Genomic DNA, 23019 nt, shown 5'->3' with positions numbered 1-23019 from the left:
TGCGGCCGCCCAAGAGGCGCATATCATCCGTGAATATGCGCCGTTACTCCAGTGTTGCGGCGTCTATCCTGCGCTAAAAAAACAGGACAGACGCACTGGACCGGACTCATTGCCAGTCTCTACCAACAACGCATCGACGCGCTGGAAGCCACGCGGCAACTTGTTGCCCCGACGACCGCGCTCGCCCTTGTAATGCTCCAGGTCATCAGCCTTGAGCGACAAGGTGCGTTTGCCGGCCTGCAGCACCAGCGTCGCGCCTTCCGGCAGCACCGCCAGGTCACTGACGTACTCCTCGCGGCTGGCCACCCGCTCACCGGGAACGCCGATGATCTTGTTGCCCTTGCCCTTGCCCAGTTGCGGCAGGTCGCTGATCTTGAAGATCAGCAGGCGGCCTTCGGTGGTCACCGCCGCCAGCCAGTTCTGCTCGCGATCGGTCACCGGCCGCGGCGCCATCACCTTCGAACCGTTGGGCAGGCTCAACAGCGTCTTGCCCGCCTTGTTCTTGGCCTGCAGGTCCTCACCCTTGACCACGAAGCCGTAGCCCGCGTCAGACGCAATGACATACAGCGCTTCGTCCTCCGGCAGCAGCACGCACTCGAAGCTCGCGCCCGGCGGTGGCGTCAGACGACCGGTCAGCGGTTCGCCCTGGCCACGCGCCGATGGCAGCGTGTGAGCCGCCACCGAGTAGCTGCGGCCGGTGGAGTCGATGAACACCGCAAACTGGTTGGAACGTCCGGCCGCCGCAGTCTTGAAGCCATCGCCAGCCTTATAGGACAAGCCGGTGGCGTCAATATCATGACCTTTTGCACAGCGAACCCAACCTTTTTCCGACAGAACGACCGTTACCGGCTCAGTGGGCATCAGTTCGTTTTCCGACAGTGCCTTGGCTTCGGCACGCGCAACGATCGGCGAACGGCGGTCATCGCCGTAGGTTTGCGCATCGGCAAGCAGCTCGCTGCGCACCAGTTTCTTCAGCTTGGCTTCGCTGGCCAGCAGCGCCAGCAGCTTGGCCTGCTCCTTGAGCAGTTCGTCCTGCTCGCCGCGCAACTTCATCTCTTCCAGGCGCGCCAACTGACGCAGACGGGTGTCGAGAATGTAGTCGGCCTGGATATCGTCGAGGGTGAACCGCTCGATCAGCTTGGCGCGGGGATGCTCCTCGGTACGGATGATGTGGATCACTTCATCCAGGTTGAGGTAGGCGATCAACAAGCCGTCCAACAGGTGCAGGCGTTTCTCGACCTTGTCCAGACGGAACTTCAGGCGACGACGAACGGTGTTGATCCGGAACTCCAGCCACTCCACCAGCAGCGAACGCAGGTTCTTCAACTGCGGCTTGCCGTCCAGGCCGATGATATTGACGTTGACCCGGTAGCTGGACTCCAGGTCGGTGGTGGCAAACAGATGCTGCATCAGCTCTTCGGGATCGACCCGATTGGAGCGCGGGATGATCACGATACGGCACGGATGCTCGTGATCGGACTCATCACGCAGGTCGGCGACCATCGGCAGCTTCTTGGCCTGCATCTGCGCGGCGATCTGCTCCAGCACCTTGGCCCCGGAGACCTGGTGCGGCAAGGCATGCACCACGATGTCGCCATCCTCGACGCGGTAGACCGCCCGCATGCGCACCGAGCCACGTCCGGTTTCGTAGATTTTCAGCAGATCGGCCTGGGGCGTGATGATTTCCGCTTCGGTCGGATAGTCAGGCCCGGGGACGAACTTGCACAGATCCTCCACCGTGGCCTTGGGCTCATCGAGCAGGTGCACGCAGGCATTGGCGACTTCCCGCAGGTTGTGCGGCGGTACGTCGGTGGCCATGCCCACGGCGATACCGGTGGTGCCATTGAGCAGGATGTTCGGCAAACGTGCCGGCAATACAGCAGGCTCTTCCAGGGTGCCATCGAAGTTCGGCACCCAGTCCGCGGTGCCCTGGCCCAATTCGCTGAGCAGCACTTCGGAGTAGCGCGACAGCCGCGACTCGGTGTAGCGCATGGCGGCGAAGGACTTCGGATCATCCGGTGCCCCCAGTTGCCCTGGCCGTCCACCAGCGTGTAACGGTAGCTGAACGGCTGCGCCATCAGCACCATCGCTTCATAGCAGGCCGAGTCGCCGTGGGGGTGGAACTTGCCGAGCACGTCACCGACGGTCCTGGCGGACTTCTTGTGCTTGGCATCGGCGTCCAGCCCCAGCTCACTCATGGCGTAGACGATCCGCCGTTGCACCGGCTTGAGGCCGTCGCCGATATGCGGCAGTGCACGGTCCATGATCACGTACATGGAGTAGTTGAGGTAGGCCTGTTCGGTGAAGTCAGCCAATGACCGGCGTTCCACGCCATCCAGGCTGAGATCAAGGGATTCGCTCATGCGGGCCTCATCAGTTCGTAGTCTGGCGCAGCAGCAAGGTGCCACCACGCTGGGTGAATTCAAGTTGTTTCAAAGCGCTCATGGCCGGGCACTCCAGCCGCCTGCCGACGCGGCAAAGCGCCAGACGATCGGCCGGGCCTCGCCATCGGCGCGGGCCCCGTCGTTGTTGTCCAGGCCGATCCAGGCCCCGTCAGCGTCGACCACCAGGGCTTCGGCCAGACCGTAGTTCTGTGGATAACGCCGTGGCTCGGTCAGCGCCTCGGCGGCAAACGACCAGCAACGCTCGACCTCGCCAGTTTGCGCATCACGGCGACAGATCCGATAGGCGTTGCGCTCCAGGGTAAACAGCTTGCCCTCGAACAGCGACAGGTCGGCGAAGTCGCGGGTCACCGCCCTGGCGTTCGGGAACTGCGCTGGCTGCATCTGGTTGCCATCTTCGCTCATCAGCACGCAGGAGCCCTTGCAGTCCCATTGTGTCGATTGCCGCTCGAGCAGCAACAGGCCACGCCGCTCGCGTTCGGCCGCCAGCCACAGGCGATCGCCCCGCGGGCTGACAGCCAGGCCTTCGAACAGGGCATTGAAGTGCAGCAACATCCCATTGTCCCGTGCCTCGCTGACGAGCTTCGGGGCAATTGCCAGCCACTGCAGTGCCCCACTCGGCGGCACCTTCAGCACCGCCGCATGAGCCTCGCTGACGATATAGCGGTTACCCGCGTCGTCGCAGCTCAGCCCTTCGAAATCCAGCTCGCCACCGCGAATGAACGACGCCGCCCAGGTCTTCAGCCGCAGCCCCCAGGGCAGACCGCTGTCGGGTACCGACGGTACCTCCAGGTGCGTGCCCTCGGCCTTCCAGACCCGGCTCGAGGTGTCCAGCCGATACAGCAGGTCATCGTCGCGATCCGAAATCGTCCACAATTCCCTGCCACACAGCGCCAACCCGGAGAGGTTGCCACCACGCATGCCCTCGACCGGATGCTCGGACAACAGCTTGAGCTCCGGTACCGAGTCGGCGAGCGCCGGCCATGCGACCAGCAGCAACAGCGCCGCGAGGGCTCTGCGCATCAGACCAGCACCTCCGCCAGGTCGCCCTTGGACTCCAGCCAGGTCTTGCGATCGCCGGCGCGTTTTTTCGCCAGCAGCATGTCCATGATTTCCGCGGTCGCGGCGAAATCGTCCAGGGTCAGTTGCACCAGGCGCCGGGTATTGGGGTCCATGGTGGTTTCGCGCAGTTGCGGCGGGTTCATTTCACCCAGCCCCTTGAATCGGGTGACCTGCGGCTTGCCACGTTTCTTCTCGGCCACCAGGCGGTCGAGAATGCCGTCGCGCTCGGCTTCATCCAGCGCGTAGAAGATCTCCTTGCCGAGGTCGATCCGGTACAGCGGCGGCATCGCCACGTAGACGTGACCGGCATCCACCAGCGGGCGGAAATGCTGGACGAACAGCGCGCACAGCAGCGTGGCGATGTGCAGGCCGTCGGAGTCGGCGTCGGCAAGGATGCAGATCTTGCCGTAGCGCAGTTGGCTCATGTCCTCGGCGCCCGGATCGACGCCGATGGCCACGGCGATGTTGTGCACTTCCTGGCTGGCGAGCACTTCACCGCCGTCGACTTCCCAGGTGTTGAGGATCTTCCCGCGCAGCGGCAGGATCGCCTGGAACTCCTTGTCCCGCGCCTGCTTGGCCGAACCGCCGGCGGAATCACCCTCGACCAGGAACAGTTCGGAACGCAGCGGGTCCTGCCCGACGCAATCGGCCAGCTTGCCCGGCAGCGCCGGCCCCTGGGTGATGCGCTTGCGCTCGACCTTCTTGCTCGCCTTCAGGCGGCGCCCGGCGTTGCTGATAGCCAGTTCGGCCAGTTGCATGCCCAGCTCGGGGTTGGCGTTGAGCCACAGGCTGAAGGCATCCTTGACCACTCCGGAAACGAACGCGGCGGCCTCGCGGGACGACAGGCGTTCCTTGGTCTGCCCGGAGAACTGCGGTTCCTGCATCTTCATCGAAAGCACGAAGGCAATCCGCTCCCAGACGTCTTCCGGCGCCAGCTTGACGCCACGCGGCAGCAGGCTGCGGAACTCGCAGAACTCGCGCATGGCATCGAGCAGGCCCTGGCGCAGGCCGTTGACGTGGGTACCGCCCTGGGCGGTCGGAATGAGGTTGACGTAGCTTTCCTGGAGGCTGTCGCCGCCTTCGGGCAACCACAGCAGGGCCCAGTCGACCGCCTCCTTGTTACCGGCCAGGCTGCCGCAGAACGGCTCGTCCGGCAGGCGTTCGAAACCGCTGACCGAATCCACCAGGTAGGAGCGCAGGCCGTCCTCGTAATGCCATTCGACCTTCTCGCCGGTGCCCTTGTCCTCGAAGCTGACCAGCAGCCCCGGGCACAGCACCGCCTTGGCCTTGAGCACATGCTTGAGGCGGCTGACGGAGAACTTCGGCGAGTCGAAGTACTTGGGGTCCGGCGAGAAATACACGCTGGTGCCGGTATTGCGCTTGCCGACACTGCCGACCACTTCCAGCTCGCTGGCCTTGAAGCCGTCGGCGAAGGTCATCTGGTATTCGTTGCCGTCGCGCTTGACCTTGACCCGGACCTGGGTCGACAGCGCGTTGACCACGGAGATCCCCACGCCGTGCAGGCCGCCGGAGAACTGGTAGTTCTTGTTGGAGAACTTGCCGCCGGCATGCAGCTTGGTGAGGATCAGTTCGACACCGGATACGCCCTCTTCCGGGTGGATGTCCACCGGCATGCCGCGACCGTCGTCGCAGACCTCCAGGGAGTGGTCGGCATGCAGGATGACCTGCACCGACTTGGCATGCCCGGCCAGGGCCTCGTCGACACTGTTGTCGATGACTTCCTGGGCGAGGTGGTTCGGCCGACTGGTGTCGGTGTACATGCCCGGACGTTTACGCACCGGGTCGAGGCCCGAGAGGACTTCGATGGCGTCTGCGTTATAGGAGCTAGCGCTGGGAGTGGCCATGGGGTCTCTTCATCAGTCGTCTATGAATAGGGGTCATTCTCAAAGTGCAGAGAAATCGATCGCTTGGTACTTATCGGCAGCGATGCCGGCAAAACTGAGCAACGCCGGCAATTGTCGGGCAAAGCCCTGGAAACCGTGGTCGCCGCCGGCCTGGATACGCAAGGCGCACGCCCGGTAATACTGTTGCGCGGCGCGATAATCAAGGGTTTCGTCGGCCGTTTGCAACCATACCTGAAACCGTTGCGGGTCCTGCGGCGCTGGCACTTCCAGGGCGGCCAGGGCCGTCACGTGGTCAAGGGTCAGCTCCCAGGTTTCACCGCTGTAGAGGTTCTGCTGCGGGCCGAGAAAGCCGTCGAACAGCCGGTGCGGGCTGACCGCCGGGTTGACCAGCAGGGCCTTCAGGCCATGGCGCTCGGCCAGGTGAGTCGCATAGTAGCCGCCGAGCGAGCTGCCGACCAGCAGCGGACGTCCGAGTTCGGCGATCGCCGCCTCGAGCTGGGCCATCGCCTGGCGTGGATGATGGTGCAGGGCCGGGACCCGCAATTGTGCGCCAAGCCCCAGAATCGCCATCACGTCTGTCAGTTGGGTGGCCTTCTTCGACTCGGGCGAACTGTTGAAGCCGTGGATATACAGGATCGAACCGGACATGTCATCGCTCGCTGGCGGGCAAAGACGCGCAGTTTAGCCTGAGTCCGGGGCCATGACTCGCCCTGAGATACTTCCTACCTATATTGGGGAAGTTCAGTAACCCGTACCGCCGTGATCGACGGTGAACTCGAAGTCCTGAACACGCGATACCCCGGTCTCCAGTTGGCCATCCGGATGCAGGCGCAGCCAACGGTAGCCGGGAGCCTTGTCGTCGAGCTTGAAATCTTCGCTGCCCGGCGCGAACTGGATACAGGTCGAGGGCGAGGCCAGCAGGCGCAGGCCCTGGTGCTCGCGGTCGAACTCCTGGTGGATATGCCCCCAGAGCAGGGCCCGCGCCTGGGGAAAGCGCTCCAGCACGGCGAACAGCGCCTGCGGATTGCGCAAGCCGATCGGCTCCATCCAGGCGCACTGGATCGATACCGGATGGTGGTGGAAACAGATCAGGTGATGACGCTCCGGCGCCTCACCGAGAGCGCGCTCCAGCAACTGCAACTGTTCATCCTGCAGAAACCCCGGCACCGAGCCCGGCACGGCGGAATCCAGCAGTGTCACGCGCCAGTTGCCGATATCCACCACCGGTTCCAGCAGGTCGCTGCCGGCGGCGGCCGCGGTCATTTCGCGCAGTTCGTCGTGGTTGCCGGGAAACCAGCGGGCCGGAGCCGGAATACGTCCGCTCATCCGGCGAAAGCACTGGTAGGACTCCAGCGTGCCGTCCTGGGACAGGTCGCCGCTGGCCAGCAGCAGGTCGATCCGCGGCTGTTCGGCCAGGACGCAATCGATCACCCGCTGCAGGCTGTCGCGGGTATTCATGCCCAGCAGCGTACCGTCCGCCTCGGCAAACAGATGGCTGTCGGACAGCTGGACCAACAGCACCGAGTCCGTGGTGGTCGATTGAGTGGCTACGCTCGACAAGGCGCTCTCTCCCGCAATTGCTGGCTGGACAGGTTTCAACCGATTCGTTCAAAACCGCATTGCGCGCAATTATGGTCAGGGAACCTGCAAAGAGGAAATGGCTGAAAACGGGCACAGTTCACATTTAGCCGGATACAACCCGATTAACGTACCGCTTCGAATTCATGACCACAGGCCAGGCAGTGGCTCAACCACTCGCCGAGGAAGATGTTGAGCTGGGCCTTCTCATCCGGCTGGTGCATGGCCGCGTTCGGATAGGGGTAGATACTGCGAAAGCGTCGTGCATGCTCGGCGCTGATGACCTCGGCCATGCGCGCATCGTGGTAGACCTGTACCTGCAACTGCGGCACCGGCAACCATGGCAGGCTGTGTTCCTGACGCACCAGCAGGGTGGTGGTGTAGGGACAGTCCTGCAGCACCTCCAGGGCCAGCACGCCAAGCATCTGGTCGCCCTGGGTCACGGCAATCCGGCGGGCGCGTTGCTGGTCGCGCATCTCGGGCAGCAGGCGCATGAGGCGGGCATAGTTCGCCTCGCAGGCTGCCTGCAGCCCGATCAGATCGACCCGATAACGCTCGCGCAGCAGACTTACGACCATAAGCCCCTCACTTCGGCACGATTCAACGCCAGCCACTGCAAGGCAATGATCGACGCCGCATTGATGATCCGCCCATCGCGCACGGCCTGCAGGGCATCATCGAAGGCCCAGACCGTCGCCCGGATGTCCTCGCTCTCCTCCACCAGCCCATACAGGCCGCCGGCCCCCTCGGTCTGGCAACGCCCCAGGTACAGATGAACGAACTCATTGCTGCCGCCAGGCGACGGGAAGTAGCGGGTGATCGGCCACAGCGCCTGCAGCGCCAGATCAGCTTCCTCCTGCGCCTCGCGATGGGCAACCTCTTCCGGCTGCTCGTCCTTGTCAATCAGGCCGGCCACCAGCTCGACCATCCACGGGTTGTCGGTCTTGTCCATGGCGCCGACCCGGAACTGCTCCAGCAATACCACTTCATCGCGCCGGGCATCGTAGGGCAGCACACACACCGCATCATGGCGCACGAACACCTCGCGATTGATCTCCTTGCCCATGCCACCGGCGAACAGCTCATGGCGCAGGTGCAGGCGATCAAGCCGGTAGAAGCCCTTGAAGCAGTTCTCCCGGCGAATGATCTCGACTTTCGTCGGACTGGACTTGCTGATGTCGGTCATGCTGATCCTCTTTGCTGTAGCGGCGAGGCTCCCCCTCGACTTCGCGCCATCCTAACGCGCCGACACCTGCTGATGCAGCCACTTTCCCATTGTCGGGATAGACGGCTGCCACCGAAACCTACTCTAATTAGCGTAGTGGCGAACCGAGTCCGCCGCTGACAGTCAAAGCACGCTCTCCCTGACCTATCTTTCGCCGACGAAGGACGTACATGTCGTTTCTAAAAATCGCCTCGCTGACCTGCATCGCCCTGACCCTCGGGGCGTGCCAGAGTCTGTTCCAACCCGCCACGCAGAAGCCGCTGGAGTTCAAGCGCGACGCCTGGGAACAGGTCAAGCCGGGCTGCAACGATCCGGACTGCCCGCTGGTGAACATCGACACGGTGCACTTTCCGAGCGAACCGCAACTGGACAGCCTGATCGAGCGCCGCCTGCTGCAGATGACCCAAGCCACGCCGTTGCCGACGTCGCTCAAGGCCTACCAGGATCAGTTCCTCGCCACCTCCGCCAGCCGCCAGGGCAGCTATCTGCAAGCCAAGGTACTCGAACAGCATGACGGCCTGGTGATCATCGAGCTGATCAGCTACCTGGACAACGGTACCCCCCAGGGCACGCCGAGTCGCAGCTTCATCAACTGGTCACGCGAGGAACACAAGGCCCTGACCCTGCAGGACATACTGCTGCCGGGCCAGGAAGAAGCCTTCTGGAAGTTGGTCAAGGTCGCCCACAACAGCTGGCAGATCAACAATCGCGTAGACCAGGACTTCGTTCGTACCTGGCCCTTCCAGACCACCCCGAACGTTGCCCTGACCAGCGACGGGGTACTGCTCAAGTACAACGTGACGACCATCGCGCCCTACGCCATGGGCCTGATCGACCTGAAGGTCGACTACTCGCGCCTCAACGGCATCCTCAAGCCCGAGCGGTTTCCCGCCCGGCAGTGAAGACCTTGCCCAACAGCAGTTGCAGCAGCCCTGCCAGCAGCAGCGACGGCAGGGTCGCACCGAGTTCCGGATGGAAACTGGCCAGCAGGTGGTAGGTGCCGATACCCCCAGCCAGGCCAGCAGCGCCGACCAGCGCAAGGCTGGCGACACCACGACGCAACCACGCCGGCGCAGGATGAAGTGGTCGACCAGCACCACGCCGAACAGCGGCGCGAACACCGAGCCGATCAGCAGGAGGAAGTTCTGGTACTGCGCCAGGGGTGCCAGGCAGGCGATCAAGGTGCAGAGCACGCCGATGGCAAGGGCCAGTTGCTCGACCTTCAATGGCAGCAGGGTCCCGCTGGAGACCGCCGCCGAATGGATGTCGGCGAAAGCGTTTTCCGATTCGTCGAGCAGGATCAGCAGCAGCGGGATCCCCATCCCGGCACCCGCCAGGGCCAGCAGCAGGGCATTGACCTCGCCGCTCGGCGCAAAGGCCAGGGTGTAGGCCACGCCCAGGCTCATCAGCCACAGGTTGCCGATGAAGAAACCCAGCGCGGTGCCGCCGAACACACCTTGCGCACGCTTGCCGAACCGGGAGTAGTCGGCGATCAGCGGCAGCCAGGACAGCGGCATGGCAATCGCGATGTCGAAACCCACGGCGAACGCCATCGAACCATCGCCGGCCTGGGCCCACAGCGCCACCAGGTCGGCCTTGGCGAACAGGTTCCAGGTCAGCCACAGGCACGCCGCCAGCAACAGCCAGATACCCCACTTGCGCAGGATCTTACGCACGAACGTCAGCGGACCGCTGACCGCCAGCAAGGTGGCCAGCGCGCCGAACAGCAGGGTCCAGAGCAACGGATTGGCAAGCAGGCTGCCTTCGCCGAAGGCCCGGCCACCGAGCAGGCTGGCGGCATCACGCATGACAATGATTTCGAACGCGCCCCACCCCACCAGTTGCAGCAGGTTGAGGATCGCCGGCAGGCTCGCTCCATACTGGCCGAGGCTGAGTTTCAAAGCAGCCATGGAAGCCAGTCCGGTATCGCTGCCGATCACACCGACGGCCGCCAGCAGCAGTACGCCGACCGCCGTACCAACCAGGATCGCCAGCAACGAGCCGGCCAGCCCCAACCCCGGCGCCAGCAGGGCACCGGTCTGCAGCACCATCAGGCCGATGCCGAGGGAGAACCACAGGGAAAACAGGTCGCGCGCGCCGAACACGCGCTTGTCGAGCGGGACGGCGAGATCGGGGGAATAGGTGCTGGCGGGTGTATTCACGGCTGCTCTCGAAAATAGGTGTATGGATTGCAAGGGCGATGGCGCGCTTGAGGGTCTATTCGCGGGCAAGCCACGCTCCTACAGTGCAGCGTCGTACGTGGGGCCTGCATACGACATGGCACTGTAGGAGCGTGGCTTGCCCGCGAAGGCGCCCTCACGGACGCCCCGATAGCTGCCCGGTCAGACCTTCCGGTACAACTGGCTGCCCTCGCGCTTGAAGCGCTCGGCCTGCTCGGCCATACCCTGCACCGCATCCGCATCGACCGCCTCGATCCGCTGGTTGGCCGCATAGTCGCGGACTTCCTGGGTGATCTTCATCGAGCAGAACTTCGGCCCGCACATGGAACAGAAATGCGCGACCTTGGCCGAATCCTTGGGCAGCGTCTCGTCGTGGAACGCACGGGCGGTGTCCGGGTCCAGACCGAGGTTGAACTGATCTTCCCAGCGGAATTCGAAGCGCGCCTTGCTCAGCGCATTGTCGCGGATCTGCGCCCCCGGATGCCCCTTGGCGAGGTCGGCGGCGTGGGCGGCGATCTTGTAGGTGATGATCCCGGTCTTCACGTCATCCTTGTTCGGCAGGCCCAGGTGCTCCTTGGGCGTGACGTAGCAGAGCATGGCGCAGCCGAACCAGCCGATCATCGCCGCACCGATGCCGGAGGTGATGTGGTCGTAGCCCGGCGCGATGTCGGTGGTCAGCGGGCCGAGGGTGTAGAACGGTGCCTCGTCGCAGCACTTCAGCTGCTTGTCCATGTTCTCCTTGATCAACTGCATCGGCACGTGGCCAGGGCCTTCGATCATGCACTGCACATCATGCTTCCAGGCGATCTTGGTCAGCTCGCCGAGGGTTTCCAGCTCGCCGAACTGCGCTTCGTCGTTGGCATCGGCAATCGAGCCCGGACGCAGGCCATCGCCCAGCGAGAAGCTGACGTCGTAGGCCTTCATGATTTCGCAGATTTCCTCGAAATGGGTGTAGAGGAAGTTTTCCTTGTGGTGCGCCAGGCACCACTTGGCCATGATCGAACCGCCACGGGAGACGATCCCGGTGACCCGCTTGGCGGTCAGCGGCACATAGCGCAGCAACACGCCGGCGTGAATGGTGAAATAGTCGACGCCCTGCTCGGCCTGTTCGATCAGGGTGTCGCGGAACAGCTCCCAGGTCAGGTCTTCGGCCACGCCGTTGACCTTCTCCAGGGCCTGGTAGATCGGCACGGTGCCGATCGGCACCGGCGAGTTGCGGATGATCCACTCGCGGGTTTCATGGATGTGCTTGCCGGTGGACAGGTCCATGACCGTGTCCGAGCCCCAGCGGATCCCCCAGGTCAGCTTGGCCACTTCTTCCTCGATGGAAGAGCCCAGGGCGCTGTTGCCGATGTTGCCGTTGATCTTCACCAGGAAGTTGCGGCCGATGATCATCGGCTCCAGCTCCACGTGGTTGATGTTCGCCGGGATGATCGCCCGGCCGCGGGCGATTTCCTCGCGGACGAACTCGGGCGTGATCTCTTTCGGGATGCTCGCGCCAAAGCTGTGGCCGGCGTGCTGCTGGTCGAGCAGGCCGGCGGCGCGGGCTTCCTGCAGCTTGAGGTTCTCGCGGATGGCGACGTATTCCATTTCGGCGGTAATGATGCCCTGGCGGGCGTAGTGCATCTGGGTGACGTTGGCCCCGGCCTTGGCCCGGCGCGGGTTGTTGACGTGGGCGAAGCGCAGCTTGGTCAGTTCCGGATCGGCCAGGCGCTGCTGGCCGAAATTAGAGCTCAGCCCCGCCAGGCGCTCGGTGTCGCCACGGCTGTCGATCCACGGCGAGCGGACATCGGCCAGGCCCTTGCGCACGTCGATGGTCACGTTCGGGTCGGTGTACGGGCCGGAAGTATCGTAGACCAGCACCGGCGCATTGATCTCGCCGCCGAAATCGGTCGGGGTCACATCGAGGCTGATTTCGCGCATCGGCACGCGGATATCCGGGCGCGAACCCTGGACGTAGATTTTTTGCGAGCGGGGAAAGGGTTGAACCGACTGCTCGTCGACCTTGGCCGAATCGCTGAGGTTCGCGGCGTCTTTTAATCTTGTACTCATCACGGGCTCTCCAGACTGCATCCAGGTGGATTGTCGGGACGAACCTGAAATGCACGGACGCACCATGACTGGCGCTGTGCCTTGCCCGGACCTGCGTTGTTCGATTGTCGAACAACATCCCGGACGCGGCACAAGAGGACTCGCCGGGAGACGAGCAATCTTGTTCCCTACGCAGGCGCTAACCTGATCAGGTTCAACGGGATCCGGAATTATCCGATCTCAGCCTCACAGCAAGGCACCCCGACAAGAACGCGGCGAGTGTAGACCAAGACCGCGACATAACGCCACCACCCTCGTATCCGTCTGGATAAATGGCCGATATGCAGGATTGTTGCGAGCCCCGACGACAACTACACTCGCCTACGGCTTGACGCTACGCCCGGCGCACATTAGCCTCGGCCCCGAATTACAACCGTAATATTTACTCCAAGGATCGCCTCATGCTGCGCAAACTATCACTGGCCCTGGCCGTGTCTTGTGCGACCAACGGACTGGTCTGGGCAGCTGAAGCGCCCTTGTCGACCAAGACCGACCTGGTCAGCGTCTACCAGGAAGCCCTGGACAACAACGCCGACCTGGCCGCCGCCCGCGCCGATTACGACGCGCGCAAGGAAGTCGTGCCCCAGGCCCGGGCCGGATTGCTGCCGAACCTGTCGGCCGGCGCCAGCAGCAATAACGTGCACACCTCGATCGACCGGCCCTCGGTGACCACCAACCGCAGCGCCAATGTCTACCAGGCCACCCTGAGCCAGCCGATCTTCCGCGCCGACCGCTGGTTCCAGCTCCAGGCGGCCAAGGACGTCAACGAACAGGCCGCGCTGCAACTCTCGGCCACCGAACAGAACCTGATCCTGCAGAGCGCCGAACGCTATTTCGCGGTGCTGCGCGCCCAGGACACCCTGGCCTCGACCAAGGCCGAGGAAGCGGCGTTCAAGCGCCAGCTGGACCAGTCCAACGAACGCTTCGACGTCGGCCTGTCGGACAAGACCGACGTCCTGCAGTCCCAGGCCAGCTACGACACCTCGCGAGCCAACCGCATCGTCGCCCAGCGCCAGGTCGAGGATGCGTTCGAAGCCCTGATCACCCTGACCAACCGTCAGTACAACTCGATCCAGGGGATTGTCCATACCCTGCCGGTGCTGGCCCCGACGCCGAACGACGCCAAGGCCTGGGTCGATACCGCGGCCAAACAGAACCTGAACCTGCTGGCGAGCAACTACGCGGTCAGCGCAGCGGAGGAAACCCTCAAGCAGCGCAAGGCCGGCCACGCCCCGACCCTTGATGCCGTCGCCCAGTATCAGGCCGGCGACAACGACGGTTTCGGCCTGACCAACCCCAATACCCTGGGCCAGAACTATGGCGGGCCGGTGAAGCAGACCACCGTCGGCCTGCAACTGAACATCCCGCTGTACAGCGGCGGCCTGACCAGTTCCCAGGTGCGCGAGTCCTATTCGCGCCTGAGCCAGACCGAACAGCAGCGTGAAGCCCTGCGCCGCCAGGTGGTGGAGAACACCCGCAACCTGCATCGTGCGGTCAACACCGACGTGGAACAGGTTCAGGCCCGCAAGCAGTCGATCATCTCCAACCAGAGTGCACTGGAAGCGACCGAGATCGGCTACCAGGTGGGTACGCGCAATATCGTCGACGTGCTCGATGCCCAGCGCCAGCTGTACACCTCGGTGCGCGACTACAACAACACCCGCTACGACTACATTCTCGACAACCTGCGCCTGAAGCAGGCGGCGGGCACCTTGAGCCCGGACGACCTGAGTGCCCTGTCGCGCTACCTGAAGGCCGACTACAACCCGGACAAGGACTTCCTGCCGCCGGACCTGGCGAAAGCCGCATCGGCCAACCTCAAGGCGCCATCGCAGCGCTGACGCAAGCCGGATTTATCCGCGAAGCCTTGGGCGGCCTTAAAAGGATTACTCGCGGATGGATCCTGCTCCCGCAAGCAGGCGCGCAAGCCCATCCAGCAGGCGCTGCAACGCGCCCTGGTTGGCCTGCATCACCTTCAGCCCCGCCTCGCCCATCCGGCGGGCGTCCTGTGGCAGCTCGAACAGACTCCGAACGGCCACTGCCAACCCCTCGGCATCATCGACTTCCTGCAGCGCACCCGCCTCGCGCATCAGCGCGGCGATCTCGAGGAAGTTGAACAGGTGCGGCCCGCTCAGGACCGGCTTGCACAGGGCCGCCGGCTCCAGCAGGTTGTGGCCGCCATTGGGCACCAGGCTGCCGCCGACGAAGGCACTGTCGGCCAGGGCATAGAGAAACAGCAGTTCGCCCATGGTGTCACCGAGCAGCACCGAATCCAGCGCCCCCACCGGTTCCGCGGTCGAACGCCGGACCGTCGGGAAACCCTGCTGGCGACAGAGTTCGAAGACGCTGTGGAAACGCTCGGGGTGCCGCGGCACCAGAATCAGCAAGGCATCCGGGTAACTGCCCAGCAATTGCCGATGTGCCGCCAGGATCACCTCGTCCTCGCCTTCGTGGGTGCTCGCGGCAATCCACACCGGACGCTGTTGCGCCTGCCACTGCTCGCGCAACTCGGCGGCCCGCACCAGCAGTTGCGGATCGACGCTCAGGTCGAATTTGATCGAACCGGTGACCTCGACGGACTCGGCCCGCGCCCCCAACTGCCGGAAACGCTCGGCCTCGGCTTCGGTCTGCACCGCGATCAGGCTCATTTCCTCGAGCATCGGCCGGGTCAAGCGGGCAAAGCGGGCATAGCCCCTGGCCGAGCGCGCCGACAGCCGCGCATTGGCCAGGGCCACCGGAATCCCGCGCCGGGCGCATTGGTGGATGTGATTGGGCCACAGCTCGGTTTCCATGATCACCGCCAGCCGGGGGCGTACCGTGTCGAGGAAACGCGCCGCCGCCCAGGGCAAGTCGTAGGGCAGGTAGCAATGCTGGATACGCGGCTCATTGGCGAACAGCGCCTGGATTCGCTCCGAGCCGGTGGGCGTCATGCAGGTCACGGTGATCGGCAACTCCGGGTAGCGTGCCAGCAGCGCCCGGATCATCGGTGCGGCGGCAATGCTCTCGCCCACCGAGACCGCATGCACCCAGATCCCGCCCGGGCGCATCGGCGGCAGGCCCCGGGCGAAACGTTCGCAGATCCGTCGGGCATAGGCCGGCGCCTTGCGCGCCCGCAGCCACAGACGCACGGCCACCAGCGGCAGCCCCAGATGAAACAGCAAGGTGTAGAGAGTTCTATTCATGGCCACGGAGTTTACTGTGTTTTCAGCCGATCGCCTGCAAGTGTTCGGCAAAACGCTCGGCCAACCAGCGTCCTGCCGGCCCCAGGGGCTCGTCGCGACGCCAGACCAGTTCGACGACCAGCGCCGGCGGCGTCCACTCGCTGACCAGCTCGACCATCTGCCCCTGGTACGTCGGATACTGCACCACGTGACGCGGCAGCCAGGCCCAGCCCAGGCCGCGGATCAACCATTCAGCCATCACGTAGAAACTGTCGGCCCGCCAGACCTGTGGGCTGGCCGCCTCGCTGCCGGGGTAGACACTCGACTGCGTCGACATCAGCAACTGCCGGTGCTGGGCCAGTTGCTGACAATTGACCCGTGCCAACTCCGCCATCGGGTGGCCGACGCCGCATACCGTGACCATCTCGATACTGCCCAGCACCCGTCGCTCCAGGGCTTCAGGAATCTGGTCGTGGTAGAACAGCAGGCCCAGGTCGGCACGTCGCTCCACCAGCTTGCGCGCCACATCGCCCTGGGCCGCGCTGGTCAATTGCACCTCGAGATTGGGAAAGCGGTTGGCCAGGGCTTCCAGGCTGTCGACCACCGACTGGTAGGGCATCGCCTCATCCTGTGCCAGACGCAGACAGGCTTCCTGACCCCGCATCAGCGACAGGGCCCGCCCATTGAGACGCTCGCACTGACGCAGCACTTCGCGCGCTTCCTCCAGCAGCGACTCCCCCGCCGCCGTCAGCCGCGGCTGGCGGCCGCTGCTGCGCTCGAACAACAGCACACCGAGGTCATCCTCAAGCAGGGCAATCGCCGAACTGACCGCCGATTGGGCCTTGCGCTGATGACGGGCCACCGCAGAGAAAGAACGCCGCTCGGCGACCTCGACGAACAGCCGCATCTGCTCCAGATTCCATTGCATGGGCGGAACAACCTATCTTCTATACAGATAGGTAATGACTTTACCCCATCTGGGCGACCGCTAAAATGCCGACCTCATCAGCAGGCCCAAAAGATAGGGGAGATCACTTCATGAATGCCTACTACTACCTCGCCATCGCCATTTGCGCCGAAGTCATCGCCACTGTCTCCATGAAAGCGGTCAAGGGCCTGAGCACACCACTGCCCCTGGCCCTGATCATCGTCGGCTATGCCACCGCCTTCTGGATGCTCACCCTGGTGGTGCGCACGGTGCCGGTAGGTGTGGCCTACGCGGTCTGGGCCGGCATGGGGATCGTGATGGTCAGCGTCGCCGCGCTGTTCCTCTACGGCCAGAAGCTGGATGTGCCGGCCATGCTCGGCATGGCGCTGATCGTGCTCGGCGTGGTGGTGATCCAGCTGTTCTCGAAAACCGCCGGGCATTGATGGCAGGCCGTCGACGCCTCTTCCGAACCTGTATACTGCGGCCTTAGTCAGAACAACCGAGGTCGCTGCATGCCATCCGCTATATCCACCGATGTCCTGATTGTCGGCGCCGGCGTCGCCGGTCTCTGGCTGAATGCGCGCCTGCGCCGCCAGGGCTTTTCGACGGTGCTGGTGGAAAGCGCCAGCCTCGGCGGTGGCCAGAGCGTGAAGTCCCAGGGCATCATCCATGGCGGCGCCAAGTACGCGCTGCATGGCGCACTGACCGGCGCTTCGGAAGCCATCGCCGACATGCCGCGCCGCTGGCGCGAGGCCCTGGCCGGCAGCGGTGAACTCGACCTCACCGGCGTACGCCTGCTGTCGGACGCCCATTACCTCTGGTCCCCCGGCACCCTGGCCGGCAACCTCACCAGCTTCTTCGCCAGCAAGGCCGTGCGCGGCCGGGTCGACCAGGTCAAGGGCGACCAGTTGCCAGCGGCCCTGCAGAACCCGCGCTTCAAGGGCAAGGTCTATCGCCTGGCCGAACTGGTGGTCGACGTCCCCAGCCTGATTGCACGCCTGGCCGAACTGGCGGGCGATGGCCTGCTCGCCGGGCAGAAAATCGAACCGCTGCGCGAAGACGGGCAATTGGTCGGCCTGCGCGTCGATGACCGCGAAATCCGCGCCCAGCGCATCGTGCTCAGTGCCGGGGCCGGCAACGCCGAGCTGCTGGGCGCGCTGGGCCTGAGCCAGCCGGCGATGCAGAGACGCCCGCTGCACATGGTGCTGGTCAAGGGCCCGAGCCTCAAGCCGCTGTACGCCCATTGCCTGGGCGGCGGTCCCAAGCCAAGGATCACCGTGACCAGCCATCCGGCGGCCGATGGCCAATGGGTCTGGTATCTGGGCGGCGATATCGCCGAGGCCGACGGTGTGGCGCGCGACAGCGCCGAACAGATCGCCGCCGCGCGCAAGGAGCTCGACAACCTGTTGCCCTGGATCGACCAGAGCCAGAGCCGCTGGGCCACCCTGCGGGTCGACCGCGCCGAACCCCAGCAATCGGGCCTGACCCGCCCGGACAATGCCTTTCTCGCCGAAGACGGGCGCCTGCTGGTCGGTTGGCCGACGAAGCTGGCGCTGGCCCCGGACTTCGCCGACCGGGTCATCGCCAGCCTGCAGCGCGACGCTATCCAGCCGAGCCATCCGCCGGCACTGCCGCAGCTGCCACGCCCGCCCCTCACGCAAACCGCCTGGGAGCAACTGCTGCCATGAGCCAGCCAACCCTGCACGACCTGCACCGGCCCCTGGGCAGCACCGGCCTGAGCGTCTCGCCACTGGGCCTGGGCACCGTGAAACTGGGCCGCGACCAGGGCGTCAAATACCCTAGCGGCTTCCAGATCCCCGACGACCAGGACGCTCGCCAACTGCTCAAGCTGACCCGCGACCTGGGCATCAACCTGATCGACACCGCCCCGGCCTACGGCCGTAGCGAGGAACGCCTCGGCCCGCTGCTGCGTGGGCAGCGCCATGAATGGGTGATCGTCAGCAAGGTCGGCGAGGAATTCGAGGCTGGCCAGTCGCGCCACGACTTCAGCGCCGGGCATACCCGTCTTTCCGTGGAGCGCAGCCTGCAACGCCTGGAAACCGACTTCATCGACCTGGTGCTGGTCCACTCCGACGGCAACGACCTGGCAATCCTCGAACAGAGCGATGTCTACCAGACCCTGGCCGGCCTCAAGCGCGAAGGCAAGATCCGCGCCTTCGGCTTTTCCGGAAAAACCGTCGAGGGTGGCCTGAAATCTCTTGAGCAGGGCGATTGCGCGATGGTCACCTACAATCTGAACGAACAGGCCGAAAGAGCGGTCATTGACTATGCAGCTGCCCACGGCAAGGCGATTCTGGTAAAAAAGGCCCTGGCCAGCGGTCATGCCTGCCTGAGCCCAGGTGTCGATCCGGTACGCGCCAGCTTCGAGTTGCTGTTCGGGCATCCCGGCGTCGCCAGCGCTATCGTCGGTACCATCAATCCGCTACACCTGGCCCATAATGTGGCAACCGTAGCCCGGGTCATTCGCCAGAACTGATGCCGCCCACGCGGCCGACCCCGACGCAAGAAGGAGCCGACATGCCGCGAACACTGATCAGAAAGAACCCCAGCAACTTCAAGACCCTGCCCCTGTTCGTCGAAGCGACTCCCGAAGGCCTGAGCTACCAGAGCGTCGGGATGCCGCTGAACTTTGCGCAGATCCTGCACAGGCGCAAGCCGGTGAACGTCGCCGATGCCGGACGTTTTGCCGTGGAACTGGCCAACCTCGGGGTTTCGGTGCGGCTCACCCTGCACTGGCAGAACCGCGACTACTGGGTACTGGTCCGCCAGCGCCGGCAGGACCGCGGCGACGTGGTACTCAAACTGATTTCCGGCTATGTCCCGGCCCAGGAACTGAACCTGCCGCTGCACACCGCCATCCAGGAGATCGCCGAGGAATGCCTGCTGGAAACACCGGAAGGCTGGCTCAGCGGGCGGTTCAATGACACCTGGCTGCCGACGCCCTATTCCGCCGCGCTGCACTACCGCGAGGCGCTGCCGTTTCGCCTGACGCCGCTGTCCGGCTCGGCCTTGCCGGTACGCTGTGGCGCCCAACAGCTGCTGGAGCGGCCGCGGGCCTATGTGCACCTGCCGACCGCATCGCTGCAGTTGATCTACGACCTGCGCCTGGACGTACCTCGGGAGGCCAAGCCCCTGAGCCTGTTCCATGTCGACGAGCGGTTGGAAAACGATGAACTGGTGGCGCGCCTGAACCGCTCCCGGCCCGACCTCTACCTGATGCCATTGAAGGACGGCCAGCCCTGTGCCGAGCTGTATACCCTGAAGAAGGATCAGTTGATTGCCGCCAGCACGCGCGGCCTGTATCTGGCGGAAAGCTTTGCCCGCCAGGATGGCTGGCTGGTGCGCGATGAGCGGGTGCGCTGGAAGGATTGGGTCCGCCAGCAGGGGCTGACGGAACCGGAAAAGGACTCGAGGTTCAGGCGCCTGACCGGCAAGGCCCGGCAGCTTCTGCGCAAGATGGTACCGGCCAAGGCCGGGCGCTGACAGCGGCGCAACCGCGCGGGTCGGGTAACGGACGGTGAATCCGTTATGCCGCTGTTCGCGGATAAACCCGGCTCCTGCAGGAGCCGGTCACCCTCAGTTGCTGCGGATCTTCTCGACGATCGCCGTGGTCGAGCTGTTTTCCACCAGCCCCAACACCTTCACCGTACCGCCGTAGGCCTTGACGATGTCGGCACCGACCACCTGATCGATACCGTAGTCCCCACCCTTGACCAGAACATCGGGCTTGATCTGGGCCAGCAGGTTTTCCGGAGTGCCTTCCGGGAAGCTGATCACCCAATCCACCGCACCCAGGCCGGCCAGGACCGCCATGCGCCGATCGACGCTGTTGATCGGCCGCCCCGGGCCTTTCAGACGACTGACCGAGGCATCGTCGTTGATCGCAACGATCAGCCGATCGCCCTGGGCCCGCGCCTGCTCCAGATAGGTCACATGGCCGGCGTGGAGGATGTCGAAACAACCGTTGGTGAACACGATCTTCTCGTTGTGCGCCCGCGCGTCATCCACTGCCAGCAGCAACTGTTCGAGCCCCAGCACACCGCGCTCGGAACCTTCCTCGCGCTGGATGGCACGACGCAGCTCCGGCGCACTGATGGCCGCCGTACCCAACTTGCCGACCACGATACCTGCCGCCAGGTTGGCCAGGGCCACGGCATGGGGCAGGTCCTCGCCAGCGGCGATCGCCGCTGCCAGGGTGGAAATCACCGTATCGCCGGCACCGGTCACATCGAACACCTCACGTGCCCGGGCCGGCAGGTGCAGGGCCGGATGATCGGGGCGCAACAGGGTCATCCCGTGCTCGCCACGGGTGACCAGCAGGGCTCCCAGATCGAGGTCCTGCATGAGCTGCGCGCCCTTGGAAACCAGGTCGTGCTCATCGGCACAACCGCCGACGATGGTTTCGAATTCGCTGAGATTCGGCGTGATCAGGCTGGCTCCGCGATAGATCGAGAAGTCCTTGCCCTTGGGATCGGCCAGCACGGGAATACCCCGCGACCGCGCAGCCTGGATCAGCGCCTGATGGTTTTTCAGCGCGCCCTTGCCGTAGTCGGACAGCACCAATACCTTGATGCCTTCGAGCAGGCCATCCACTTCTGCACCCAACGCCAGGGCATCGGTGGCGAACGGTTCTTCGAAATCGATCCGCAACAGCTGCTGGTGACGACTCATGACCCGCAGCTTGACGATGGTCGGCTGGTGCGCAATACGCTGGAAAAGCGCGCGCACGCCCGCGCCCTTGAGGCTGTTGCTCAGGCTGTCGGCGGCCTCGTCGTCACCGGTGACACCCACCAGGGACGCCGGCGCACCCAGCGCGGCAATGTTCAGGGCAACGTTGGCAGCACCGCCCGGACGATCCTCGATCTGCTCGACCTTGACCACCGGTACCGGCGCCTCAGGGGAAATCCGTGAGGTACCACCATGCCAGTAACGGTCGAGCATGACATCGCCGACCACCAAGACAGGGGCTTGATCGAATCGCGGCATGGACAACTTCATGGAGCAACCCACATACAAAATGAACAGGGGCGCGATATTAACACAGGGTGGCCCCAGGCTAGCCTATGGCTTCAAGTGAGTGGCTTCGCCATTGGAAATTGCACCTTTATTGATCAGAAAATCCAGCAGGCGCCGGGTCGAGGCCTCCAGCGTCAGCGAGGTCGTGTCGATTTCGCAATCGGCATCGAGGGGCACCTCGTAAGGGCTGTCGAGCCCGGTGAAGTCCTTGATCCGCCCGGCCAGGGCCGCCTTGTAGAGCCCCTTGGGGTCGCGCCGGGAACAGACGTCGAAGGGTGTGCTGACATAGACGCAGGAGAACGCCTGCGGCGCGAACAGCGAGCGGGCCTGATCACGCTCGGCACGAAACGGTGAAATCGCCGAGACGATCACGATCAACCCGGCATCGACCATCAGCCGTGCCACCTCGGACACCCGCCGGATGTTTTCCTTGCGGGCCTTCGCAGACATGCCAAGGTCGCTGCACAGGCCGTTGCGCACGTTGTCGCCATCGAGCAGGAAGGTATGCAGGCCGCGCTGATTGAGTTGCACTTCGAGGGCATTGGCCAGGGTCGACTTGCCCGCTCCCGACAAGCCGGTCAGCCAGATGCAGCAGGGCCGCTGGTGCTTGATCGCCGCCCGCTGCGCCGTGGAAAGCGCCAGGGTGTAGGGGCGGATCTGCGGTCTTTCCAGGGGGATCGTTGCCAGTCTATTCATAGCCCAGTAACTCATAGTCTCGTTGGTAGACGCGACGAACCAGTCGGCGGGTTCTCACCGAACAGAACTCCTTCACCGGCTCCACGCGTCGTTGGCGTGAGTGATTGAGGTGAGGCAGGGTCGAGGCGATGCCAATCCGCTCGCAGACGGAGCGGAAATCCTGCTCCAGATGCTCCTGGCGACCGATGAAGTCCAGCTCCAGATGACCGAGCGAGCCGACCAGAAAGTCCGTCTGGGGGGCGAAATGCAATTGCTTCCTGACATTCTCGGGATGCAGCCAGCGATAGACGAAATCGTCGAAGTCGCGGTATGAACTCACCAGGTTGTGCGCAGACATATCCCGCCGGCATGGCTCGTTGCCCCTGAGAAAGGCGAAAGCCGAATAGGCCCGCTCCAACGGCTCACGCACGAAAGCGAACTTGAAGCTCCTGGCGTACTGCTCGGGGAACTGATGCTCATACCAGTGCAAAGGCAGATGCCCGGGGTGCCAACCGCCGAACAAGGCACCACACACACTGCTGCCGGCGCACTTGGGAACATGGATGAACAGACAGGCACGCTCGGTGAACGGCTGGGGAAACTGCACATTGCCGGACATGACCTTGTTGATGACCTGCCGGTCGACAACCGGGAGACGCCCCAGCAGAAATTCTCGCTGAGCCTTGGGCATCAGCTTCCATAGGTAGCGCTGCAACATTCCAGTACCTGCGCGGAAGGGATAGCCCCTCCGTTGATATCGATGATTCGTTGCCGAACCATAACAATGTCAGGTAGCAGAAAATATTTAGCGATGG

At 64.2% G+C, this 23019-nt stretch carries 18 protein-coding genes, 3 pseudogenes and 1 riboswitch; of the genes and pseudogenes, 6 read left to right on the top strand and 15 right to left on the bottom strand.

The genetic code is table 11. The features are described 5' to 3' along the window. Positions 1-63: 63 nt before the first annotated feature. From parC to ACZ5KU_RS02465, 8 genes and pseudogenes are all read right to left on the bottom strand, one after another. A pseudogene (gene parC / locus ACZ5KU_RS02500) lies at positions 64-2363 on the bottom strand (DNA topoisomerase IV subunit A). A gap of 10 nt (positions 2364-2373) precedes the next feature. After that, positions 2374-2445, bottom strand: a pseudogene (locus ACZ5KU_RS02495) (TIGR02281 family clan AA aspartic protease); the annotation flags it as partial. Beyond that, a complete protein-coding gene (locus tag ACZ5KU_RS02490) occupies positions 2442-3425 on the bottom strand; it encodes an esterase-like activity of phytase family protein (RefSeq protein WP_464736797.1) in 984 nt (327 codons plus the stop codon). The pseudogene ACZ5KU_RS02495 and the gene ACZ5KU_RS02490, both read right to left, overlap by 4 nt. After that, on the bottom strand, positions 3425-5329 hold the full coding sequence (parE, locus tag ACZ5KU_RS02485; protein WP_054059403.1) for a DNA topoisomerase IV subunit B: 1905 nt from the start codon (positions 5327-5329) through the stop codon (positions 3425-3427). The genes ACZ5KU_RS02490 and parE overlap by 1 nt, the downstream gene beginning before the upstream one ends. Before the next feature lie 39 nt (positions 5330-5368). Further along, the gene (locus ACZ5KU_RS02480) at positions 5369-5977 is read right to left on the bottom strand and encodes a YqiA/YcfP family alpha/beta fold hydrolase (protein WP_054059402.1); all 609 of its coding nucleotides are present in this window, start codon (positions 5975-5977) and stop codon (positions 5369-5371) included. Between the two features lie 93 nt (positions 5978-6070). After that, on the bottom strand, positions 6071-6889 hold the full coding sequence (cpdA, locus tag ACZ5KU_RS02475; protein ID WP_054059401.1) for a 3',5'-cyclic-AMP phosphodiesterase: 819 nt from the start codon (positions 6887-6889) through the stop codon (positions 6071-6073). Between the two features lie 143 nt (positions 6890-7032). Then, positions 7033-7485 carry a DUF1249 domain-containing protein gene (locus tag ACZ5KU_RS02470; protein WP_054059400.1) on the bottom strand — a complete coding sequence of 151 codons (453 nt, stop codon included), beginning with the start codon at positions 7483-7485 and terminating at the stop codon, positions 7033-7035. After that, positions 7476-8093, bottom strand: coding sequence for an NUDIX domain-containing protein (locus ACZ5KU_RS02465; RefSeq protein ID WP_054059399.1), 618 nt, complete (start codon positions 8091-8093; stop codon positions 7476-7478). The genes ACZ5KU_RS02470 and ACZ5KU_RS02465 overlap by 10 nt, the downstream gene beginning before the upstream one ends. A gap of 209 nt (positions 8094-8302) precedes the next feature. Here ACZ5KU_RS02465 and ACZ5KU_RS02460 point away from each other — a divergent pair, with 209 nt between their 5' ends. Continuing rightward, positions 8303-9034, top strand: a complete 732-nt coding sequence (locus tag ACZ5KU_RS02460) for an RsiV family protein (RefSeq protein ID WP_416771500.1) — start codon at positions 8303-8305, stop codon at positions 9032-9034. Here ACZ5KU_RS02460 and cytX read toward each other — a convergent pair. Together cytX and thiC are read right to left on the bottom strand one after the other, a co-directional pair. Then, positions 9003-10294 (bottom strand): annotated as a pseudogene (gene cytX, locus ACZ5KU_RS02455) (putative hydroxymethylpyrimidine transporter CytX). The gene ACZ5KU_RS02460 and the pseudogene cytX overlap by 32 nt on opposite strands. A gap of 180 nt (positions 10295-10474) precedes the next feature. Next, a complete protein-coding gene (gene thiC, locus ACZ5KU_RS02450; RefSeq protein WP_464736796.1) occupies positions 10475-12364 on the bottom strand; it encodes a phosphomethylpyrimidine synthase ThiC in 1890 nt (629 codons plus the stop codon). A gap of 147 nt (positions 12365-12511) precedes the next feature. Next, a riboswitch (TPP riboswitch) is annotated at positions 12512-12617 on the bottom strand. 187 nt (positions 12618-12804) lie between these two features. Here thiC and ACZ5KU_RS02445 point away from each other — a divergent pair. Next, on the top strand, positions 12805-14244 hold the full coding sequence (locus ACZ5KU_RS02445) for a TolC family outer membrane protein (RefSeq protein WP_054062125.1): 1440 nt from the start codon (positions 12805-12807) through the stop codon (positions 14242-14244). A 45-nt stretch (positions 14245-14289) separates the two neighbouring features. On the opposite strand, the gene waaA is transcribed toward ACZ5KU_RS02445, so the two are convergent. Both waaA and ACZ5KU_RS02435 read right to left on the bottom strand, forming a co-directional pair. Beyond that, complete coding sequence (gene waaA, locus ACZ5KU_RS02440) at positions 14290-15585, bottom strand: lipid IV(A) 3-deoxy-D-manno-octulosonic acid transferase (protein WP_464736795.1); 1296 nt, start codon at positions 15583-15585, stop codon at positions 14290-14292. Positions 15586-15607: 22 nt separating this feature from the next. Further along, entirely contained in the window at positions 15608-16492 is an 885-nt protein-coding gene (locus ACZ5KU_RS02435) for a LysR family transcriptional regulator (RefSeq protein WP_416771495.1), read from the bottom strand. A gap of 110 nt (positions 16493-16602) precedes the next feature. Here ACZ5KU_RS02435 and ACZ5KU_RS02430 point away from each other — a divergent pair, with 110 nt between their 5' ends. From ACZ5KU_RS02430 to ACZ5KU_RS02415, 4 genes are all read left to right on the top strand, one after another. Then, positions 16603-16935, top strand: a complete 333-nt coding sequence (locus ACZ5KU_RS02430) for a DMT family transporter (protein WP_054059392.1) — start codon at positions 16603-16605, stop codon at positions 16933-16935. A 69-nt stretch (positions 16936-17004) separates the two neighbouring features. Then, positions 17005-18180: an NAD(P)/FAD-dependent oxidoreductase gene (locus tag ACZ5KU_RS02425; protein WP_416771493.1), complete on the top strand. Its 1176-nt coding sequence runs from the start codon at positions 17005-17007 to the stop codon at positions 18178-18180. Beyond that, positions 18177-18989, top strand: a complete 813-nt coding sequence (locus ACZ5KU_RS02420) for an aldo/keto reductase (RefSeq protein ID WP_054062121.1) — start codon at positions 18177-18179, stop codon at positions 18987-18989. Before ACZ5KU_RS02425 ends, ACZ5KU_RS02420 begins: the two co-directional genes overlap by 4 nt. Before the next feature lie 41 nt (positions 18990-19030). After that, entirely contained in the window at positions 19031-19996 is a 966-nt protein-coding gene (locus tag ACZ5KU_RS02415; RefSeq protein ID WP_054056548.1) for a hypothetical protein, read from the top strand. A gap of 93 nt (positions 19997-20089) precedes the next feature. Here the strand turns inward: ACZ5KU_RS02415 and hldE are convergent, their stop codons facing one another. From hldE to ACZ5KU_RS02400, 3 genes are all read right to left on the bottom strand, one after another. After that, positions 20090-21511 carry a bifunctional D-glycero-beta-D-manno-heptose-7-phosphate kinase/D-glycero-beta-D-manno-heptose 1-phosphate adenylyltransferase HldE gene (hldE, locus tag ACZ5KU_RS02410; protein WP_054056547.1) on the bottom strand — a complete coding sequence of 474 codons (1422 nt, stop codon included), beginning with the start codon at positions 21509-21511 and terminating at the stop codon, positions 20090-20092. Positions 21512-21574: 63 nt separating this feature from the next. Further along, entirely contained in the window at positions 21575-22225 is a 651-nt protein-coding gene (gene cysC, locus ACZ5KU_RS02405) for an adenylyl-sulfate kinase (RefSeq protein ID WP_054056546.1), read from the bottom strand. Beyond that, positions 22218-22922 carry a sulfotransferase family 2 domain-containing protein gene (locus ACZ5KU_RS02400; protein WP_054062120.1) on the bottom strand — a complete coding sequence of 235 codons (705 nt, stop codon included), beginning with the start codon at positions 22920-22922 and terminating at the stop codon, positions 22218-22220. Before ACZ5KU_RS02400 ends, cysC begins: the two co-directional genes overlap by 8 nt. Between the last annotated feature and the right edge of the window lie 97 nt (positions 22923-23019).

It is taken from the genome of Pseudomonas sp. Tof1, from assembly GCF_055390395.1.
Note: the sequence above shows the minus strand (reverse complement) of the source record. Positions and strands in the feature narration are given on the sequence as shown.

Bases quoted from the DNA above. Each gene is read 5' to 3' on its own strand.
- ACZ5KU_RS02490 (WP_464736797.1), bottom strand. From the start codon at position 3,425: ATGCGCAGAGCCCTCGCGGCGCTGTTGCTGCTGGTCGCATGGCCGGCG.
- parE (WP_054059403.1), bottom strand. From the start codon at position 5,329: ATGGCCACTCCCAGCGCTAGCTCCTATAACGCAGACGCCATCGAAGTC.
- ACZ5KU_RS02480 (WP_054059402.1), bottom strand. From the start codon at position 5,977: ATGTCCGGTTCGATCCTGTATATCCACGGCTTCAACAGTTCGCCCGAG.
- ACZ5KU_RS02470 (WP_054059400.1), bottom strand. From the start codon at position 7,485: ATGGTCGTAAGTCTGCTGCGCGAGCGTTATCGGGTCGATCTGATCGGG.
- ACZ5KU_RS02465 (WP_054059399.1), bottom strand. From the start codon at position 8,093: ATGACCGACATCAGCAAGTCCAGTCCGACGAAAGTCGAGATCATTCGC.
- ACZ5KU_RS02460 (WP_416771500.1), top strand. From the start codon at position 8,303: ATGTCGTTTCTAAAAATCGCCTCGCTGACCTGCATCGCCCTGACCCTC.
- thiC (WP_464736796.1), bottom strand. From the start codon at position 12,364: ATGAGTACAAGATTAAAAGACGCCGCGAACCTCAGCGATTCGGCCAAG.
- ACZ5KU_RS02445 (WP_054062125.1), top strand. From the start codon at position 12,805: ATGCTGCGCAAACTATCACTGGCCCTGGCCGTGTCTTGTGCGACCAAC.
- waaA (WP_464736795.1), bottom strand. From the start codon at position 15,585: ATGAATAGAACTCTCTACACCTTGCTGTTTCATCTGGGGCTGCCGCTG.
- ACZ5KU_RS02435 (WP_416771495.1), bottom strand. From the start codon at position 16,492: ATGCAATGGAATCTGGAGCAGATGCGGCTGTTCGTCGAGGTCGCCGAG.
- ACZ5KU_RS02430 (WP_054059392.1), top strand. From the start codon at position 16,603: ATGAATGCCTACTACTACCTCGCCATCGCCATTTGCGCCGAAGTCATC.
- ACZ5KU_RS02425 (WP_416771493.1), top strand. From the start codon at position 17,005: ATGCCATCCGCTATATCCACCGATGTCCTGATTGTCGGCGCCGGCGTC.
- ACZ5KU_RS02420 (WP_054062121.1), top strand. From the start codon at position 18,177: ATGAGCCAGCCAACCCTGCACGACCTGCACCGGCCCCTGGGCAGCACC.
- ACZ5KU_RS02415 (WP_054056548.1), top strand. From the start codon at position 19,031: ATGCCGCGAACACTGATCAGAAAGAACCCCAGCAACTTCAAGACCCTG.
- hldE (WP_054056547.1), bottom strand. From the start codon at position 21,511: ATGAAGTTGTCCATGCCGCGATTCGATCAAGCCCCTGTCTTGGTGGTC.
- cysC (WP_054056546.1), bottom strand. From the start codon at position 22,225: ATGAATAGACTGGCAACGATCCCCCTGGAAAGACCGCAGATCCGCCCC.
- ACZ5KU_RS02400 (WP_054062120.1), bottom strand. From the start codon at position 22,922: ATGTTGCAGCGCTACCTATGGAAGCTGATGCCCAAGGCTCAGCGAGAA.